Source organism: Deltaproteobacteria bacterium (assembly GCA_020848905.1).
GTDB lineage: Bacteria > Myxococcota_A > Polyangia.
In genome coordinates this window covers 248,677-267,095 of record JADLHG010000056.1, presented here as the reverse complement: position 1 = coordinate 267,095, position 18,419 = coordinate 248,677, and the positions used below count along the sequence as shown (strand labels likewise).

Here is an 18,419-nt window from a genome sequence, read left to right as displayed (position 1 = left end):
CCCAGCCTAGCACGACCCCGCGCGTCCGACCTCGCACCTTCGTTGCCCGAGGCTCCCGCGCCTTGCTAGACTGCGCGCGGGGATTCGACCGCGATGCCACTGCCCGAGCTGTTCGGACCGTACCTCCTTCACCAGTACGTCGCCCAGGGGACCACCTCCGAGGTGTTCCTGGCCCAGACCCTCGGGGAGTATCCGCGGCTCTGCACCGTCAAGCGCATCCTCCCCGAGCTCAGCGCCTTTCCGGAATTCCAGGCGCGGTTCCGCAAGGACGCCGGGCTCCTCGTGCGCCTGATCCACGGGAACCTCGTGCAGGTGCTCGAGGTGGGCGCGGTCGACGCGCAGCCCTTCGTGGCCATGGAGCTCCTCGACGGCGTGGACCTCGCGGCGCTGGTAGCGCAGGTCCCCGAACAAGGGCCGCTGCCTCCCGAGGTCGCGCTCTTCGTCGCGCTCGAGCTCTGCGAAGCGGTGGCGTACATCCGCGCGCGTCGGCAGGAGGCCGAGGGGACGACCAGCTTCCCCCACGACGCTCCGTGGCCGCTCGAGGTGCTGATCACGCTCGACGGCGTGGTCAAGATCATGGACCTCGGCAGCTTCGGTGCGCTCGGCATCGGACGCCAGAAGGTGGCGCAGCTCTTTCGCAGCCCCGGCTACGCCTCTCCCGAGGTGATCCTGAAGCAGCCGCTCGACCTGCGCGCCGATCTATTCGCCGTCGGGCTCGTCACCTGGGAGCTCCTCGTGGGCCAGCGCCTCGTCGCCGACGCGCCGGAGCAGTTCGTGCGCGACGTGCTCGCCGGATCGTGGAAGGCTCCGCTCGTCGAGCGCAAGGACGTGGCGGGCGAGGTCATCCGGCTCGTCGCACGGCTCCTCGAGCTCGACCCGGCGAAGCGGCCGGCCGAACTCGAAGAGGTGCGCGCCCCCCTCGTCTCGGCGCTACGCCGCCTCTCGCCGGCGTACGGCTCGGCGGCCCTGTCGCGCCTCGTCCTGCGCCGCTTCCCCGACCGCGCGGCCCTGGCCGAGTCGCGCGCGGCGAAGCTCGTCCCCTACGAACCAGAGCCGACTCGCGCGGCGGCGACGGCAAAGACGCAGACCTTCGGGCGCGCCGCGGCGGTCACCCGCACGCTCGCCGAGCCCCAAGCACTCAAGGTGGGCGAGCGCATCCCCGGCACGCGGTATCGCCTGGTGCGGTCCCTCGGCCGAGGCGGAAGCGCCGAGGTCTTCGCCGCGCAGCACATGGACCTCGACCGCCAGGTGGCGATCAAGGTGCTCTCGGCGAGGCTCGCGCAGAGCGCCGAGGCGATCACGCACTTCCGCATGGAGGCGCGGGCCTGCAGTCGACTCCGTCACGCGCACATCGTGGACGTGATGGACTTCGGCGAGCTACCCGACGGGCGCTTCTTCTTCGCGATGGAGCTCGTCGAGGGAGAGTCGCTCGCCGACCTGCTCGACCGGGAGCGACGGCTCACGCCCGGCCGGGCCATCGGCATCTTCCGCCAGCTCGCGCGCGCGCTCCAGGCGGCCCACGCCCACGGCATCATCCACCGCGACCTGAAGCCCGAGAACATCATGCTCGTCGAGCGCGAGGGGCGCGGGGACTTCGTCAAGGTGCTGGACTTCGGCGTGATGGCCTTCGCCACCGACACGGCGCGCGAGCGCGTCGGCACGCCGGGCTACATGTCTCCGGAGCAGGGGGAGGGGGAGCCCCCGTCTCCCGCGATGGACATCTACGCGCTCGGGGTCACCCTCTACGAGGCTCTCTCGGGAGAGCTGCCGTACCCTGCGCAGACCTTCGAGGAGTTCCGGCGCAAGCAGGCCGCGGGATCCGCCCCGGCGCTGCGCAGCCACGCTGCGGCGGCCGACGTGCCGGTGGCGCTCGAGCGCGTCGTGCACCGTGCGCTCGAGGCCGATCCGAGGGCGCGGCACCCGTCGATGGCGGAGCTCGAGACGGAGCTCTTCGCCGCCGGCGCGGCGGCGGGAGCGGATGACCCGTGGGCCGACGAGGCCACGGAGCTCGCCCCCGACTTCGGCGCGCCCGCGACGAGCGGGGCTGGACCGCGTTGGGTGGAGCCGCCGCCAGCACGCCGGACGAGCGTGGCCATCGCCGTGGCAGGCCTGGCCGCTGCGGTCGGCATGGGGGCCGTGGCCTGGATGCTGCTCCGGCCGCCCATTCCCACCCCCTTGCCGCCGACGCCGCGGTGGGCCGGAGCGCCGTCAACGAGCAGGGACGCTGCGCCGAGAGGCGAGACCGTACCGGGGGGCGGGGCTGCGCCGAAGGGCGAGACCGTGCCGAAGGGCGCGGCCGCGCCGGATGCGAGTGCCCCGGAGCGCCCCGCGCGGCCGACGAGCCCGCCCCGGCCCGTCCCCGCGCGCCGTGCCGAGCGGCGGGGCGCGGGCGCGTCACCCAGCCGGCAAGAGCGCAGGACCGAGGAGTCGCCGCGGGACGCCGCGCGAGCGGGACGCCTCGTCTCGGAGGGCAAGGCGCTGCTCCTGCAGGGCAAGCTCCCCGAGGCGCAGCAGCGCTTCGGGGAGGCCGTGCGGGCGGACCCCGCCGACGCGGCCGCCGTCACGGGCCTCGCGAGCGTGGCCTTCGAGCGCGCGCAGTACCTGCGCACCGTGGAGCTCGCGCGGCAGGCGGTGTCGCTCAGTCGGCGGCAGCTTCAGGCGCGCATCCTGCTCGGGGACGCTTATTTCAAGCTCCTGCGCCACGACGAGGCGCTCAAGGCCTGGCAGGAGGTGCTGCGCATCGACCCGGGGCATCCGACCGCCCTCAAGCGCGTACAGAAGGTGAAGCGCGAGCTCGGCGGCGCGAGCGCCCCCGGCGGGTAGCGTGGAAGACGGCGCGTGAGGAACCCTGCGCGCGAAGAGCTCGGCACCCGAGGAGCCGCATGACCACGCCTGAGGGACAGACGCGCCGACAACGCCTCGTGGAGCTCCTCTCCGAGGGACCCACGACCGTGCGGCGCCTCGCCGAGGAGCTCGAGGCCCCCATGCGGCTCATTGCCGAGGATCTGGCCCACGTGCGGCGGTCGCTCGGTGGCAAGACGCTGGTCGTGAAACCCTCCCGCTGCCTGGACTGTAACTTCGAGCTCAAGGGCCGCGAGAAGCTCACCGCCCCCTCCCGCTGCCCGCGCTGCAAGAGCGAGCACACGAGCGAGCCCGAGCTCCAGATTCAGTGAAGATGTTCTAGAATGATCCAACTAGAGCGAGGCCCGCGGGGCCCGGCACCAGACTCACCGTCGCCTTGGGCGGGGAGAGCCGCGCGCTAGCGCAGGTGGCACCGTCGGCGCACGCGAAACGACGCGCTCTGACCACCAGCACGATCCCCGTGACCGAGAGCGCGGCGCCGGTGCCCACGAGGATCCAACCGGGAACCGCCGTGGAGACCTGACGGGGGCACTGCTCGCCCGGAACCGTGGTCGAAGTCTGGCAATCCTTCCCCATCCCGTTGAACGCGGCGAGGATCGAGCCGACGCCAACCGCAGCCACGCCCGCAGCGAGCGTCCCCCAGCCCCAGGCGCGCAACGCCCGGTTTCCGGAGCTCGCAGGCACGAGCGCGACCTCGAGCCGCTCCTGCACGCCTGCGACCACGGTCACGCTGCGTCGAGCCGGCGCATATCCCGAGGCCTCGGCCTCGATCTTGTGTGCGCCCGCCGAGAGCTCGAGCTCCTGGGGCGTGCGGCCGACGGGCTGGCCGTCGACGCGGATCAGCGCCCCGGGCGGCTCGGACTTCACGAGCACGCGGCCAGGAGCCTGGCTCGAGGCCTTGGCCTTGGCGCGCAGGGCGGAGGCCGCGAGGTCCATCTTGTCGGCGAGGGCCTGCTGCCCGCAGATCTCGCAGCTCTGCCGGACGCGCGCGACAACCTCGCCCGTTCGGCCGTCGGCGAGCCAGAGCTCGAGGTCGTACGAACGATCCTCGCCGCGCACGCGACCTCCCGCCACGAAGCGGCAGGCGAGCTTGGCTGCGAGCTCGCGAATGCACGTCGGGTCGCCGCAGCCCTCGCCCCGCCCCGCGAGCGCGCGGCGCACGACCGTTCCCGTGGATACCGTCGCCCCCGAGGCGCGCAGCCCGGCCGCGAAGCGCGCGTCGAGCATGCCGTGGAGCGCGTCGGTCAGGTCGCCCTCGAAGCGCAGGCCGAGCACGGCCACCGCGTCGGTCGCTCGCGCATACCCGCCCGCGAGCACCACCCCCGCGGCGATAAGCAGCGCCACTACCCTGCGCCCCCCCGCGCCTCTTCGTATACCCCCTCGCATCATGCCGCGCAGTCTAGTCGTCGTCCGGGGACCGGGCAAGAAGGCCGCGAGCACCACCGCCAGCAAGGCGGCGAGCAGGGCGAGAGCGTGGCTCGCGATCCTTGACACCTCCGATCCGCCTGACCTATCAACGGACGACTTGCCAGGGCCGAGCTTCACCCTCACGGCCCGCTGCTAGAAAAGGGGGCATGAAGATGCGTGGCGTCTCGGTCGTCTCTTTCGGTCTGATCGCGCTCGGCTCCACGCTCACGAGCTGCGTCACCGACAATCCGAAGTATTGCGATGTCGACTCGACCTGCGCAGCGCGCGGAGGGCCCGCGCTCTGCCATCCGCTCGGCCACTTCTGCTACGACGGCTGCGACAGTGACGCCTATTGCCAGGATGCCTCGCGGGACGGCTTTTCGGCAGCGCATCGCTACTGCAACAAGGCCACGCGCCATTGTCAGAGCGGCCCCGCGACGGATGCCGCGTCGACGACCGAGGCCGGCTCGCGCGACGGGGGCGGTGACCTCGGGAGCACGGACACGGCCTTCTGCGCGGGCAAGGCCAAGGGTGAGCCCTGCGGGGCGCCGAGGTGTGCGGGAGGTGAGCTGACGCGCTACGCCTGCGACGGAGCGGGGCTCTGCGAGCTGAGCTCGAGCTCGTGCGGAGGCTACGCCTGCGAGGCGGGCGGCAGCGCCTGCAAGACCGCGTGCGCGGGCAAGGCCGACTGCACGGGGGCCTTCGAGTGCGTGGGCAAGGCGTGCACCGCCGCGCAGGAAAACGGCGCCCCCTGCGGCACGAATCCCGCCGCCTGCAAGAGCGGCAAATGTGTGGACGGGGTCTGCTGCGGCGCGGCCTCCTGCCCCGCCTGCCAGAGCTGCGCGGTCAAAGGGAAGGCAGGCGCCTGCGCCGCGCTCGACAAAGGCCCGGCCCCTGCCGGTCAGTGCCCGGGGGATGCGGCCTGCGGCGGCGGGACCTGCTCGGGGAGCGGCACCTGCGGCTATCTGCCGAAGGAGAGCGTCTGCGCGCGCGCCTGCGCGGCCGGCCAGCCCGCTCTCTACACCGAGTCGCGCTGCACGACCGACGGCAAGTGCCAGGCTGCTTCTCCCATCGCCTGCGTGGGCTACGCCGTCTGCGCCGCGAGCCCCGCGGCCTGCCCGACCGGCTGCACGGGGCACTCCGAGTGCGTCGCGGGCTCCCTCTGCGACCGCACCCAGGCCCACGCCAACCCCGCCGGCCTCGGCCGCTGCATCGACCCCGCGCTGGTGCAGACCGTCCCGGCGGGCGGCCCCATCGGCCCCGAGCTCGCCGCCGCCCGCACGGCCGGCAAGACGCACGTGAAGGTCCCGGCGGGGACGTACACCGAAAACCTGACCTTCCCCTCGGGCGCGCGCCTGACCCTCGTGGGCCTCGGCTCCCCCAACCTCCGCCCCGGGGCCTCGAGCACGAACCAGCCCATCGTCAGCGTCGCCGCAGGGGCCACCGTGGCTCTCCAGGGCCTCAACCTCACCCTCGCGGGTGGCGGCGACAACGCCGACGGCCTGCAGTGCGCCGGCACCGGCGCCTCGCAAGCCACCCTTACCGTCGTGGAGAGCCTCATCAAGAGCAACGAAGGTCAGGGCATCGAGGCCGCCTACTGCGCCCTCACCGTGCACCGCACCGAGCTCCGCTCCAACCAGGGGGGCGGCCTCAAGCTCACCGACGGCCCTCTGACCCTCACCAACTCCCTCCTCGCCGACAACGGCAACTCCGCCTCCCCCATCGGCGGGGCCAAGCTCGACCCCGGCGCCTCCGCCGTCTCCTTCCTCAATAACACCGTCGTGGCGAATACGGCCGCCCCAGGGACCGCCGCAGGCGTCATTTGCACGAGCAGCGCGACCGCCCTCACCAACTCCGTCATCTGGAGCTACCTCGGCGAGCAGGCCGTCAGCACCTGCAGCGCCTCTTTCTCTGCGCTCAAGGGCTGGACGGGTGGGGGCACGGGCAATCTCACCACCGACCCCCAGCTCGAGGCCGCCCCCTCCTACCGCCTCAAGAGCACCTCCCCCGCCGTCAACGCCGGCAATACCGGCGCCGCGGCCGCCTCCTCCCTCGACCTCGCCAATACCCTCCGTATCAAGGGCGGCGCCTCCGACCTCGGGGCCTATGAGCTCAAGTAAGGGCCGCACGCGACCGCTCTTCGGCGGCGAGAAGATGCCTCACCTCTGGCAGGGCCGCCTCAGCGTCGACCTGTCGTGGACCGTGCCCGCGTAGCCGCGAGGTCGGTAGCCCGAGGAGACGCCGCCCGGTCGTCGTCATCATCCCCGAGCCCACCTGCCACGTCGGCCGCAGAATCGAGCCCCGGATCCACGCCCCGCGATCGCGCCCCCGCCCGGCGCGAGCCCACCTTCCCGGCAGCGCGGCCGCCGCTGGCAGCGCGACCTCCCGCTGCCACCGAATCCTCGGCGGTCACCGCGAGCGGTAGGACCTTCGCGCCACGGAGCGGAGCCGCCGGCGGAGCGACCCTCACGACGCGCGTGGCTCCGCCCGACCCGCGCAGAGCCGAGCCCGTGAGCTGGCTCGCGCTCGAAGCAGCCCGACCCGTGCTCGATCCGACGCGGCCCAGCCCCGAACAGCCTCGCGCGAGACCTCCGACGACGCAGACCGTGAGTGCGAAGGTGACGATGATCGGCATAGGCATGCGCGTTCTCCAGGCGAGTACTACCGCCCACCCCGGCCAATCCTTCCGTCTGTCATAAGGATCCTCCCGCCGAGGTCCCGATCCGCCGCCGGGCCGCCCCATGGGCAACCGATGGGCCCCGCGCTAGAATGACAAACATGCTCCCCGAAGACCTTCCGCGCGCCCGCGTCACCTGGACCTACGACGACCTGCGCACCTTTCCGGACGACCGCAACCGCTACGAAATCATCGACGGAGCGCTCCTCGTGACCCCAGCGCCGACCATCACGCACCAGACCCTGTCCAAGCGCATCCAGTTCGCGCTCATGCAGCAGGTCGAGCACCGCGGCCTCGGCCTCGTCTTCGCCGCTCCGGTGGACGTGATCTTCTCCGCCACGAGCGTGGTGGAGCCTGACCTCGTCGTGGTCCGGACCGCCCGCCGCCCCATCGTCACCCAGCGCGGCATCGCCGGCTCCCCCGACCTGATCATCGAGATCCTCTCTCCGGGCACGGCCAGCACCGACCGCGGACGAAAGCTCAAGCTCTACGCCGACCGCGGCGTGGCCGAGTACTGGATCGTGGATCCCGACGACTCGGCCATCGAGGTCCTGGTCCTCGGCCCCGAGGGCTACGTCCTCCACGGCCGCTTCGGCCCCGGAGATCGCGTGACCTCCACCCTCTTCCAGCTCGACCTGCCCCTCGACCCGCTCTTTGCGTCCTTCTGACCCCAGCGCCACGCCCGAGTAGCCGGCGGGTCGCGCTTCCACTCCCCCGAATTCCCAACACTTGGAGGCGCCGCCGCTCGGCCCGGGCATTGCACTGGATGGCCCTCATGGTGTCCGCCGCGCTTCCGCGTCGCCTTCTTGCCCCGCTCGCCATCGGCCTGCTCCTCGCGAGCTCCGTCGCCCGGGCCGAGGATCCGGAGCCCGCGCCGCAAGCCACCAAGCCCTCTGCCGGCCGACGCCTCGCCACCTGGGCCCGCCACAACGCCCCCAACCTCGCCCGCACGGGCGCCGGAGTCCTCTTCCTCGCCGAGAGCCTCCGCGCCTTCACCTACGCCACCTATCCGACGGTCCCGACCGGCGACGCCGTCCAGGCGGGTCTCGCCGCGACGATGGGGACGCTAGTCGGTCTGCACCTGCTTCCGCGCGACGTGGTGGGCAAGGCGCTCTCCGGCGTCGGCCGCGCCTTCTCCCCGATCCGCCGCGCCGCCTCGAACCTCCCCGGCAAGGTCGGCGCGTGGTTCGCCGGCCCGCACCCCGTCCTGAGAGGCATCAAGAACGCCGGGCGCCTGCTCATCGCGAGCGGACCCGCCGCCCTCTTCACCGGCGGGCTCGTCGCGCTGCTGCACCCCGACGTTCCCCCCGAGGCCAAGATGCTCGGCGTCGGCGCGGCCGTCATCGGCGCCGCCGCCACCAAGCTCACGGCCCCGGATTTCGCCGGCCCGGGCCTGCAGCGCCTCGGCGGCAAGCTTCCCGGCAAGGTCGGCGCCTGGATCCGCGGGCCGCATCCGACGCTCCAGCGCGTCCGCAAGAACACGAACCTGGCCCTCGCGGGGGCGCAGGGGCTCGTCGCGGGCATGAACCTGCTCGCGCTCGCGCACCCCGGCACGCCCGACGAGTACAAGCCCATGGCCGTCGGCGCGCTGATCCTGAACGGCATCGCGATCCACAGCCTCGCCGGTCGCCCAGGTCCGATGCAGATCCGCGAGGCCGCAACGCGCCTCGTCGAGCGCGCGAAGACCGCGACCGCCCCGCTTCGCGCCCGACTGGTTTCCGCCACGCACAGGAGAGCACCATGACCCGCGTCGCGACCCGCAGCCCGCTCTCCGCGCTGCTCGCGCTCGTCGCGCTCGCGCTCCCCGCCTGCGGCGGCATCTCGGACCCTCTCGACGAAGAACGTGGCGACGGCGTCCGCCAGAAGAGCGAGTGCACCGTCGGCTGCTGGGACGAGGAGCTCTACTTCCGCTACGCCTATCCGCGGAAGGAGCAGCTCGACATCCAGGCCAAGGCGCTCGGCTTCTGTATGGCCAAGGCGATCAAGGACCGCCGCACGCGTCGGGCCCCCATCGTCTGGAACAAGCACAAGGCTGCCTGCCCGGACCTCGTCTCGTACCTCGCCGCCGGCGCCCGCTGCGAGAGCGGCTTCGAGACCGAGCTGCGCGAATGGATCATGCGGCAGCCCGACAACTCGGTCGCTCCGCATCAGTTCTTCGCCGCCGCCCTCGACCTCGCCGACGGCGACGTCTTCGCCGCGACGATGGCCGGGCATGAACTCCTGCGCAACGAGGCCCGCTTCATGGCCGAGTGGATCGAGTCCAGCGGCTTCGTCTCGGACTACGAGAAGCTCACCGCCTTCTTCGCCAAGCTCGTGGACATCCGCGGCGACCTACGCGAACGCGGTCCGGGCTTCGTCGGCGACCACCCCGGCACCTGGTACCGCTTCTTCGGCATGCTGCTCTACACGATCGGAGCCTCTCCCATCGACCACGCAGGCGTAGGTCCTTCGAACCTCGGCTTCTCGTGGGCCCTCGTCTCGGGCATGTGGGGAGCGCAGACCGCCGAGGACCTCAAGCTCGCCACCATCACGATCAACGGCGTCGTCGAGCACGACCACCGCAAGCGCGTGATCAACGAGCGCGGCGCTGCGACGATGTACTACCTGCTCCAGGCGGCCTTCGGCTCGCGGTCCATGGACCTCAAGCTGAGCTGCGCGCCGAGCGACTACCTCCTGCCGCTCGAGACCTGCAAGAAGGGCGTGACGCCGCCGAGCCTCATCGGCTGGAGCACCCCCGCGCACTGCAGCCAGCCGTAGAGTAGGCCCGCTCCGTCCACGACCGCTCTCCACGCGGCATCTGCGCGCTCTTCCCGTCGGGCACCCCCGCTCTCCACCTCGCTCTCCTCAGTCACGCGCCCTCACGCAACGTTCTCTCGTCGACGACCACCCGACCCCACTGGCGACCACACTGGTCACGGTGGCGAGATCGCAATTCAGGGGACAACTATCCCCGGCGCCCGAGCCACCCCGCCCGGATCCCCAACGATCGCCGCGTTCACGCCCGTCCCCTCCTGGCGACTCGCGTTGCCGCACCTCCCCAGCGCCGTGGCACGTGGCTTGCTCTGTACGGTTGCGAACGACAGTGGGCGACGGGCCCTACGGAACAACCGCTCCGATCGGGAGGGAGACCATATGAGACGGATCGCAACGCTCTTCATCGCCAGCATCCTCGCAGCATGCGCTGGCGACGGTGGCACGGACCCGCAGGGCGGTGGCCTCGAGCACTCGGCGACCACGGTCGATGAGCGCGGCATGGAGGTCAACACGAGCTGCACCATCTACACCGGGGATCAGGCCAAGGGGTACACGGCCCTCGCGGACAACCTCTCCGACGGCGCGTTCATCAACGACGAGGAGTCGCTGGTCGTGAACTACCGCTTCGGCAGCATGCGCACCTACTGCAGCGGCGAGGGCGCCGGCGTGCAGACGCGCTGGTTCACGCTGAAGGTGACCGAGCCGGACTTCCCGCTGCGCGTGCGGCTCCTGAACGGCCAGAACGTCCAGGTGATCGTGTGGCAGAAGACGGGCGCGACCTGGACCCCGACCTGGGAGCACAAAGGCGGCCTGGCCGCCTCCGACGAGAGCCAGGCGAGCGACGACGCCATCAACAAGGCCACCTTGAAGGTCGGCCTTCCGGTCGGCGAGTACGCCATCACGGTCACCCTGAAGAGCCCCCCGTTCTTCAAGTGGACCGGCGGCTGGCTCGGTATCGGCTCAACGCTTCGTCCAGCCGTGGACACCATCCCCTACAAGGTCGCGATCATGAAGGGCACGCGCCCCGGCCAGTGCGGCTCTCCCGAGGTCCCCGACGAGTTCGTGATCGAGGAGACCACCCAGTGGGACAAGATCTGGTCTGACTTCGACATGACCTTCCCTGAGTTCAACATCCGCGGGCTGAGCTCCGCGGGTGGCCAGTACATCGGCAAGTTCAAGCGGGACTTCTTCAACTGGGCCCTCGGCGGCACGGCCAACCTGGCAGGCAACGCCCGCATCATCGGCTGGAAGAACATGGCCGGCGATACCGTAGCCTACACCCGGAAGACCTCCCCGAAGGACGCCCTGACCCACGTGGACGTCCTCGACTGCAACGAGCCGCCGCAGATCATCGGCGCTCACGACGAGCCCAAGAAGATCGGCTCCGGCGCGAGCTACTACATCCTCACCGACTACACGACGGGCCAGAGCGTGGACTCCTGGCGCTTCGTCGGGACGAAGAAGAACGCCCAGGGGCAGGATGAGATCGTGCAGGCCGACGGCGGGCTCCCGGCGTTCGTCTTCCAGCTCTTCGACAGCAAGACCAAGGAGCTCCTCGTCACCATCACCCAGCAGCGCCGCACGATGGCCGACCTCTACTACGTCAAGAAGGAGCCGGCGATGAAGATGGCCGACCCGGCCAACCCCGGCAAGTTCATCGACAAGGTCAACGCGCGCATCTGGGCCAACATCCCCGCGAGCTTCACCGTGTCGAGCAACCAGAAGCTGCACCAGTGCTTCCAGGACTCCTACGACAAGAAGAAGGTCCCGTACGGCGAGTACGGTGGCGTGAACGGCGCGACGCCCGACGACTGTTCGGACTGCTGCCTGGACGCGCGCGGCGGGCAGTCGCGGCTCGAGAAGCGGACCCACACCGAGACGGAAGAGGGGCCGTGCAACTCCTGGGACGACCAGGGGAACTGCAACGGACACTCGACCATCTACCACAGCTGGGACTGGAACGCCTGTCTCTGCCGGTAGGCACCAGAGAACCGATTCGAACCGAACCACAGCGCATCGAACGGGCCTGCGGGCCCTCTGAAGGAGAAGGACGATGAAAACCACACGCTACACCGCGCTCGTCGCGGCGGTGCTTCTGGGAGCCTGCGGCGGAATGGACGACCTGGAGGGCGGCACGACCGAGCGCCTCCCCGCCGGCGCCGTGCCCAACGGCGTCTGCCAGAAGATCAACTTCGACAACCAGGGCGAGGCCCAGGACCTGACGCTGGGCGCGAGCGGCACCACGATCGACGGCTCCGCGACCATCCAGGTCAAGGCCAGCGGGGGCTACAAGGCCTTCGGTGTCGACTGCCGCACGGGTGCGTGCGACGACGCCAACGGCGGCATCACCACGCACGCCTACCGCGTGCAGCTCACCGGCGACTCCAAGCTCGCGGCCCGCGTGCACGGCGCCGACAACCTCCGCCTGCTCATCTATCAAGAGCGGGACTGGGAGAGCGGCGGCCAGGCCACCTGGGAGTGGAACAAGAGCGCAGCTGCCTGGGACGGCACCGGCCTCGCCCAGAGCGACGTGGACAACCTGACCTTCCGGCAGCTCCTCCCCAAGGGGAACTACATCCTCGCGGTCGTGGTCCGGGAGATCAACGGCGGCGGCAACTGGATCTGTCCCAAGCCCCACGATGGCTACACCGTGGACGCCCCCAACAGCGCGAGCTATCGGCTGTGGATCGCCACCACCCCGAAGGACGGGACCTGCGGTGAGATCAAGCTTCCCCCCCGCGTCGTCCTCGAGGAGGACAGCCAGTGGGACAGCTTCGTCAACGACAAGGGCAAGTGGCAGTTCCTGGCCTTCCCGAGCTTCACCATGCGCGCCTCGACGGAGCACGACCTGAGCCAGGCCCATGCGATCCAGAACAACGATCCGGAATTCCAGTACACCTTCGAGAGCTACAACGCGCAGCTCGCGGACCCGAGCTTCGGCTCGATCAAGAACGACGTGCCGGGCTTCGACTTCCTCGAGCGCTACAAGATCGGCGGCTTCAACCCGACCAACCGCATCCTGCGCTGGCTGGACGCCGCGGGCTCTCTCGTCGCCTACTCCCGTGAGGATACGACCGAGGCCACGGTGACCAACCACATCGACATCCTCTCCTGCGGCAACCGGATCATCGGCTCGCTCGACGAGGAGAAGGCCACGGGCACCTTCTTCACCAAGTACCGCATCGCGAACGCGGACGGCTTCGTGGTCGGCTGGTCGCTCCTCATGAACACCATCTCGACGGCCACGGGCAACGTGAACACGATCATCAAGATCGTGGGCGCCAAGCAGGGCACGATGGGCCCCGAGCCGAGCGACAAGATCTACGCCGTCATCACCCGCACCAAGAACACCATGGCCGACCGCTGGGTCATCGACTCCTCCATGGCGCCCAAGCAGGGCGACATCGACCCGTCCACGAACGCGCCGTACCCCTACATCGACCCGCGCCTGTTCGTGATGTCCGCCGTGGGAAAGACCACCGGGCAGAATGTCCACCAGTACTACGACTGCGTGCTCAAGGCCACGCCCGATGGCTGCGCGGACTGCTGCCTGGATAACGGCGCCGGCCAGTTCATCCCCACCGGCGGCTGGTGTCAGTGCCGCTAGGCTGACGCGCCCCGCACGGGGCCTCCCCGAGTCCGGGTCGAGGCCCCGCCTTTCGCTTCCCCTCCTCGCTCCCCCAGCTTGCCCCTCGAGACCGCCCCAGGCACCATCGTCTCCGTGCCCCCTCGCCCCGTCGGCCACGTCGTCTCGCACACTCACTGGGACCGGGCCTGGTACCTGACGGCCGAGGCGACGCGCGTCCGCCTGGTCGAGATGATGGACGCGCTCCTCGAGCTGCTCGGGCGCGAGCCCGCCTTTCGCAGCTTCACCCTCGACGGGCAGATGGCCATGGTCCTGGACTACCTGGCCGTGCGGCCGGAGCGGGAAGAAGAGCTCCGTCGCCTGGCGCGGGCGGGGCGGCTCGAGCTCGGCCCCTTCTTCGTCCTGCCGGATCTCTTTCTCCCGTCGGGCGAGTCGCTCGTGCGGAACCTCTGCCTCGGCCAGCGGCTCGCGCGGGCCTTCGCGCGCCCGAGCCGGGTGGGCTACCTCCCCGACCCCTTCGGGCACCCGGCTCAGCTCCCCCAGATCCTGGCCGCCTTCGGCCTCACCGGCGCCATCGTGGCGCGAGGGCTCGGCGACGAGGGCGAGGCGCTCGGCAGCGACTTCCTCTGGGAGGCCCCCGACGGCACGCGCCTGCACACCACGCATCAGGTGGGGGGCGGCTACTGCAACGCCGCGCGGCTGGGAGAGGAGCCCGCGTCGGACTCCGGCGCCGCCCCCCCCGCACCGTTCGCCGCGCGCCTCGCCCGGGCCCGCGCCCGGCTCGAGTCCCTGCGACGCGAGATGGAGCCCTATTGCCCGCACGGCCACCTGCTGCTGAACAACGGCTGCGACCTGCTGCCGGCGCAGGAGGACCTGCCCGAGCTCCTCGCGGCGCTCGGCCGAGACCCGCGCGCCCCGCTCCGCCTCCGGCACACGAGCTTCGCGCGCTATCAGGCTGCCGTCCGGCACGCCGCCTCCCGGGGGGCGTTCACCCCATGGACCTATCGCGGCGAGCTTCGGGGCGGGCGCTACGCGAACCTCCTCCCGGGAGTGCTCTCCGCGCGCGTGGACCTGAAGCTCGCGCACGACCGGGCCGAGCGGCTGCTCCTCGACTGGGTCGAGCCCTTCACCGCGCTAACCTCGCTCCTCGGCCGCGGGACCGACGCCGGCGGCCTCCTCGAGCTCGCGTGGCGAGAGCTCCTCCTCTGCCAGCCCCACGACGACCTCTGCGGCTGCAGCATCGACGCGGTGCACGCCGACGACACGAACCGCCTCGCCCGGGTGACCCAGCTCGGCGAGGCCCTCCTCGAGAGCGCGCTGAAAGGGCTCGCGACGGCGGCGGCCTTTGCCCCCACGGCTACCGCCGCCCAGCAGCCGGCCGCGGCCTCCGCCACCTCCGCCCGCCCCGCTTCGCCCCGCGCCGTGGTGTTCAACCCGCACCCCTGGAGCGTGCGCGCCGTGGTCGAGCTGCCTCTCGCCCCGCGGGTGGCCTCCCACGACGGCGGGCTCCCGCCGCAGCACCCTGGTCCGAACGGCTCGGAGGCCCTGCTCGCGCTCCCTCCCCTCGGCTACGCGCTCTGCTGCCCGACGAGCTCCCGCGGCGCTCCGCCCGCCCCGCTCCCCGCGCCGGTCATCCTGACCCGCCGACGCGGCGCCCTGCGCCTCGACAACGGGCTCGTCGCGCTCACCGTCTCGCCCCGCGGCGAGCTCTCGCTCACGCACCACGCCACAGGACTCATCTTCCGGCGCCTCGCCGAGCTCGTGGACGAGGGGGACGCGGGGGACACCTACGACTTCTCGCCTCCGGCGCAGCAGGGCCTGGTGCGCGGCCCCTCTCGCGCGCCCACGCTTCGCGTCATGCACCGCAGCCCCCTTCGCGCCGAGCTGGACCTGTCGTTCGCGCTCTCGCTCCCGGTGGGCCTCACCGCCGACCGCCGCGCCCGCACGCGCCAGGTCCGGGCCGTGCCCGTCTCGCTGCGCGTGCTCGTGACCGCCGGCGCGCCGCGCCTCGAGCTCCAGCTCACCGTCGAGAACACCTGCGACGACCACCGCCTGCGCCTGGCGATCCCCGCGCCCTTCGCGACGGACGCCGCGCTCACTGGCGCGCCATTTCAGCTCGTGCGAAGGCCCCTCGCCCTCCCAAAGACCTCCGGCTGGGCCCAGCCCCCCGGGCCCACGCATCCCTGCTCTGGCTTCGTCGCGCTCGAGGGCCCGCGAGGTGGCCTCGCCCTCTCCGCCCCGGGCCTGCACGAGGTCGAGGCCCGCCACACCCCCCGCGGCACGAAGCTCCTCATCACCCTTCTTCGCTCGGTGCGCTGGCTCAGCCGCGCCGACCTCACCACGCGCAAGGGGAACGCGGGGCCTCCCTGGCCCGTGGAGGGCGCGCGCCAGCGTGGAAGCACCACCTTCCGCGTGGCCGTGATCCCCTTCGCCGACGCCCTCATCGATTCGGACGCGCTACGCCAGGCCGCGGAGCACGCCTCGCCCCCGCGCGTGGTCACCCTCGAGGCGGGCTCCCCGCTCGCCCCGCCGCGCCGGCCTCTCCCGCCCCGCGCCTCGTTCCTTACGGTGAAACCCGCGGCGGTGCAGGTCACCGCCCTCCGGAGAGCCCCGGGCCGCGCGCTCGAGCTGCGCCTCGTGAACCTGAGCGACACGGCCCAGCTCGCGCGGCTCGAAGGCCCGCTCGTGGCCACGCACCGGCTCCGGCTGGATGGAAAGCGCCTCGGCCCGCTCGCCGAGCCCGACCGCGTGCCGCTCCGCCCCTTCGAGATCGCTACGGTGCGGCTCGCGGCGTCGCCTTCCCCCCGGAAGCGCCGCCCGCAGGCGAAACGCCGCTCTCCTTGAGCACACGCTCCGCCCCGTCGACCGCCGCCAGGTAGTGCGCGAAGCGAATGTCCAGACAGATGCTCCGCTGGTCCTTGGGCAGAAACTGCCAGTCGGAGAGGATCGACTCGGGCGTCCCGTCGAAGAGCAGCCCCACGAGCCGTCCCCGCGCGTCGATGACCGGGCTCCCCGAGTTGCCGCCGGTGGTATCCAGCGTGGCGGTGAAGTTCACCGGGATGTCCTTCACATGTGCGTCCATCGCCGGGCTCGACGCGCGCGCCGGAAAGGCCGCCTTGAGCTTCGCCGGCACCTCGAAGGGGAACTTGCCCTTGTCCTTCGCCACCAGCTCCGAGAGCGTGCTCAGGTAGCGGTGGCGCTTGCCGGTGGCGGTGGCCGTGTAGTCCGCGACCTTCCCGTGCGTCAGCCGCACCGTGAAGTTCGCGTCGGGGTAGGCCGCTTTCTTCACCTCGGTCACCCAGCGGGGGTGCAGCACGGTGGCGAGGTACTGCTCGACCTCCTTGAACGCCCCTTCCTTGAGCGCGGTGAGCTCCGCCTCCGCGTCGGCCGCGAAGCGCAGGAGCGGGTCGTCCTGCTTGCGCAGCTCGGGAGCCTTCATCTTGAAGAGCGCCGCCCGCAGCGCCTTGGCGCGCTCGAGCTCCTTCGCCTCCGCGCTCCGCGCCACGAGCTTCGTGCTCCCGTAGACCACGGCCACGGCCACCTCGAGCGGATCCTCCGAGAGCGCGACGCCGTAGGCCGCCTTGAAAGCCGCCGCCGGCTCCTCCCCCTTGCGCTTGGCCTCCGCGACCAGCTTCTTCAGAGCCTTCTGCCCCGCGGCGACGAGCCGCGCGACGACCTTCGGCTGCTGCGCCGCGGGGAGCTTCTTCGTCTCGCGCAGCAGGTGCAGGAGCAGCGCACGCTCGGTGCCGAGCTCGGTCTCGTCCTCGAGCCGCGCCCCGCCCTCGATGAAGCGGTAGACGTTCTTGTCCTTGTACGCCTCCTCCTTGCGCATCCGCTCGGGCTTCATCTTCTCCTTGGCCCACTTGGCCATCTGGTACGCGCTCCCCACGGTGGAGACCATCATCAGCCGCCCGAGGGCCGCCATCTTCCGGTTGAAGCCGCGGTAGCGGCCGTAGACCGCGCCGATCTCCCCGAGCACCTTCTCCGCCCCCTTGCGCGCCTCGGAGCCCGCCGGCTGCGCTTCGAGCAGCGCCTTCTCGTCGGCCAGCTTGCGCTCGAGCGTCTTCCAGCGCTTCATCCCGTCCGCGCTCATCTGGTAGTACTTCAGCCCGTTCTGCAGGCTGGATTCGAAGCCCTCGTACTTGCGTCGCGCCTCGTCGCTCGCCTTCATGCGGAGGTGCACGGCCTTGATCGTCCCGTCGAGAAACTCGATCACCTGCGGGAGCTGCTCCTCCACGTAGTACCGCACCGCGTGGCTCGTGGCGTGCCGCGAGGTCCGCCCCGGAAAGCCCATCACCAGCACCATCGCCCCCCGGCCCACCCCCTCCGTGGACACCTTCAGGTGCACCGGCGTCTCGAGCGGGCGGTTCGCCTTGTCGAACGCGCCCCCCTCGCCCTTCTCGTTCACGTAGGCCCGCAGGTAGGTGAAGTCCGCCGTGTGGCGCGGAAACATCCAGTTGTCGATGTCCCCGCCGTACTTCCCGAGGGCCTTGGCCGGCGCGTAGACCAGCCGCACGTCTCGCACGCGCAGGTAGGTGGTGAGCGAATACGAAGCGCCGCCGTCCATCTCCGCCACCTGACAGACCTGCTTCCCTCCCTCCTCGCAGGCCTTCACCAGGTCGTCCTTGCGCAGCCGAATCGCCTCGAAGCGCTTCGACCAGTGCGGCTTCCCCTTCACCGCGGCCAGGACGGGCTGGGTCACGTCCTCCACCTTCCGCACTACCAGGAGGTCGTAGCCGGGGCACGAGAGCTCGTCCTTCTGCGCCTTCGCGACGAAGCCGCGGTCCATGATCCCCTGGTGCGCCTTGAGCGCGTTGAGCCGCGCGAGGCACCCGAAGGCCACGTGGTGGTTCGTCACGAGCAGACCCTGCTTGGAGACGAAGGCCCCGCTACCGCCGCGCGCGACCTGCACCACCGCTCGCGACAGCCGCCCGAGCTCGCCGGGGGTCACCTTCAGCCCCGCCCCCGCGAGCTCCTTCTCGGGGAGCCGGTCGAGCGGGTACATCCCCTCGGCGGCCAGCGCCGCCCCCGAAAGACACACCACCAATGCGCCCGCCCAGCCGGCGCACCCTCTTCGTCCCAGCTCGTGCATGTCTACCCTCGTTGTGGTCCGGAAGCTCCGGCGCGCGCCGG

At 71.3% G+C, this 18,419-nt stretch carries 11 protein-coding genes; 9 read left to right on the top strand and 2 right to left on the bottom strand.

All coding sequences use genetic code 11. The annotated features are described in order from the left end of the window. The first annotated feature begins 93 nt into the window (after positions 1 to 93). Entirely contained in the window at positions 94 to 2,823 is a 2,730-nt protein-coding gene (locus tag IT371_24510) for a protein kinase (GenBank protein ID MCC6750843.1), read from the top strand. Positions 2,824 to 2,882: 59 nt separating this feature from the next. Then, positions 2,883 to 3,173, top strand: a complete 291-nt coding sequence (locus IT371_24505; protein ID MCC6750842.1) for a transcriptional regulator — start codon at positions 2,883 to 2,885, stop codon at positions 3,171 to 3,173. Positions 3,174 to 3,180: 7 nt separating this feature from the next. Here IT371_24505 and IT371_24500 read toward each other — a convergent pair whose 3' ends face one another. Further along, positions 3,181 to 4,206: a PEGA domain-containing protein gene (locus tag IT371_24500; GenBank protein ID MCC6750841.1), complete on the bottom strand. Its 1,026-nt coding sequence runs from the start codon at positions 4,204 to 4,206 to the stop codon at positions 3,181 to 3,183. Between the two features lie 230 nt (positions 4,207 to 4,436). Between IT371_24500 and IT371_24495 the strand changes: the two genes are divergently transcribed. From IT371_24495 to IT371_24465, 7 genes are all read left to right on the top strand, one after another. After that, the gene (locus tag IT371_24495; protein MCC6750840.1) at positions 4,437 to 6,389 is read left to right on the top strand and encodes a hypothetical protein; all 1,953 of its coding nucleotides are present in this window, start codon (positions 4,437 to 4,439) and stop codon (positions 6,387 to 6,389) included. A 658-nt stretch (positions 6,390 to 7,047) separates the two neighbouring features. After that, on the top strand, positions 7,048 to 7,614 hold the full coding sequence (locus tag IT371_24490; protein ID MCC6750839.1) for a Uma2 family endonuclease: 567 nt from the start codon (positions 7,048 to 7,050) through the stop codon (positions 7,612 to 7,614). A 98-nt stretch (positions 7,615 to 7,712) separates the two neighbouring features. After that, positions 7,713 to 8,690: a hypothetical protein gene (locus tag IT371_24485; GenBank protein ID MCC6750838.1), complete on the top strand. Its 978-nt coding sequence runs from the start codon at positions 7,713 to 7,715 to the stop codon at positions 8,688 to 8,690. Further along, positions 8,687 to 9,703 (top strand): hypothetical protein, encoded by a 1,017-nt coding sequence (locus IT371_24480; GenBank protein ID MCC6750837.1) that lies wholly within the window; start codon positions 8,687 to 8,689, stop codon positions 9,701 to 9,703. Before IT371_24485 ends, IT371_24480 begins: the two co-directional genes overlap by 4 nt. A gap of 375 nt (positions 9,704 to 10,078) precedes the next feature. Further along, entirely contained in the window at positions 10,079 to 11,680 is a 1,602-nt protein-coding gene (locus IT371_24475) for a hypothetical protein (protein ID MCC6750836.1), read from the top strand. 73 nt (positions 11,681 to 11,753) lie between these two features. Beyond that, positions 11,754 to 13,307, top strand: a complete 1,554-nt coding sequence (locus IT371_24470) for a hypothetical protein (protein MCC6750835.1) — start codon at positions 11,754 to 11,756, stop codon at positions 13,305 to 13,307. A 114-nt stretch (positions 13,308 to 13,421) separates the two neighbouring features. Continuing rightward, positions 13,422 to 16,130 (top strand): hypothetical protein, encoded by a 2,709-nt coding sequence (locus IT371_24465; protein MCC6750834.1) that lies wholly within the window; start codon positions 13,422 to 13,424, stop codon positions 16,128 to 16,130. On the opposite strand, the gene IT371_24460 is transcribed toward IT371_24465, so the two are convergent. Then, positions 16,060 to 18,378: a S46 family peptidase gene (locus IT371_24460; protein ID MCC6750833.1), complete on the bottom strand. Its 2,319-nt coding sequence runs from the start codon at positions 18,376 to 18,378 to the stop codon at positions 16,060 to 16,062. The genes IT371_24465 and IT371_24460 overlap by 71 nt on opposite strands. Positions 18,379 to 18,419: the final 41 nt, after the last annotated feature.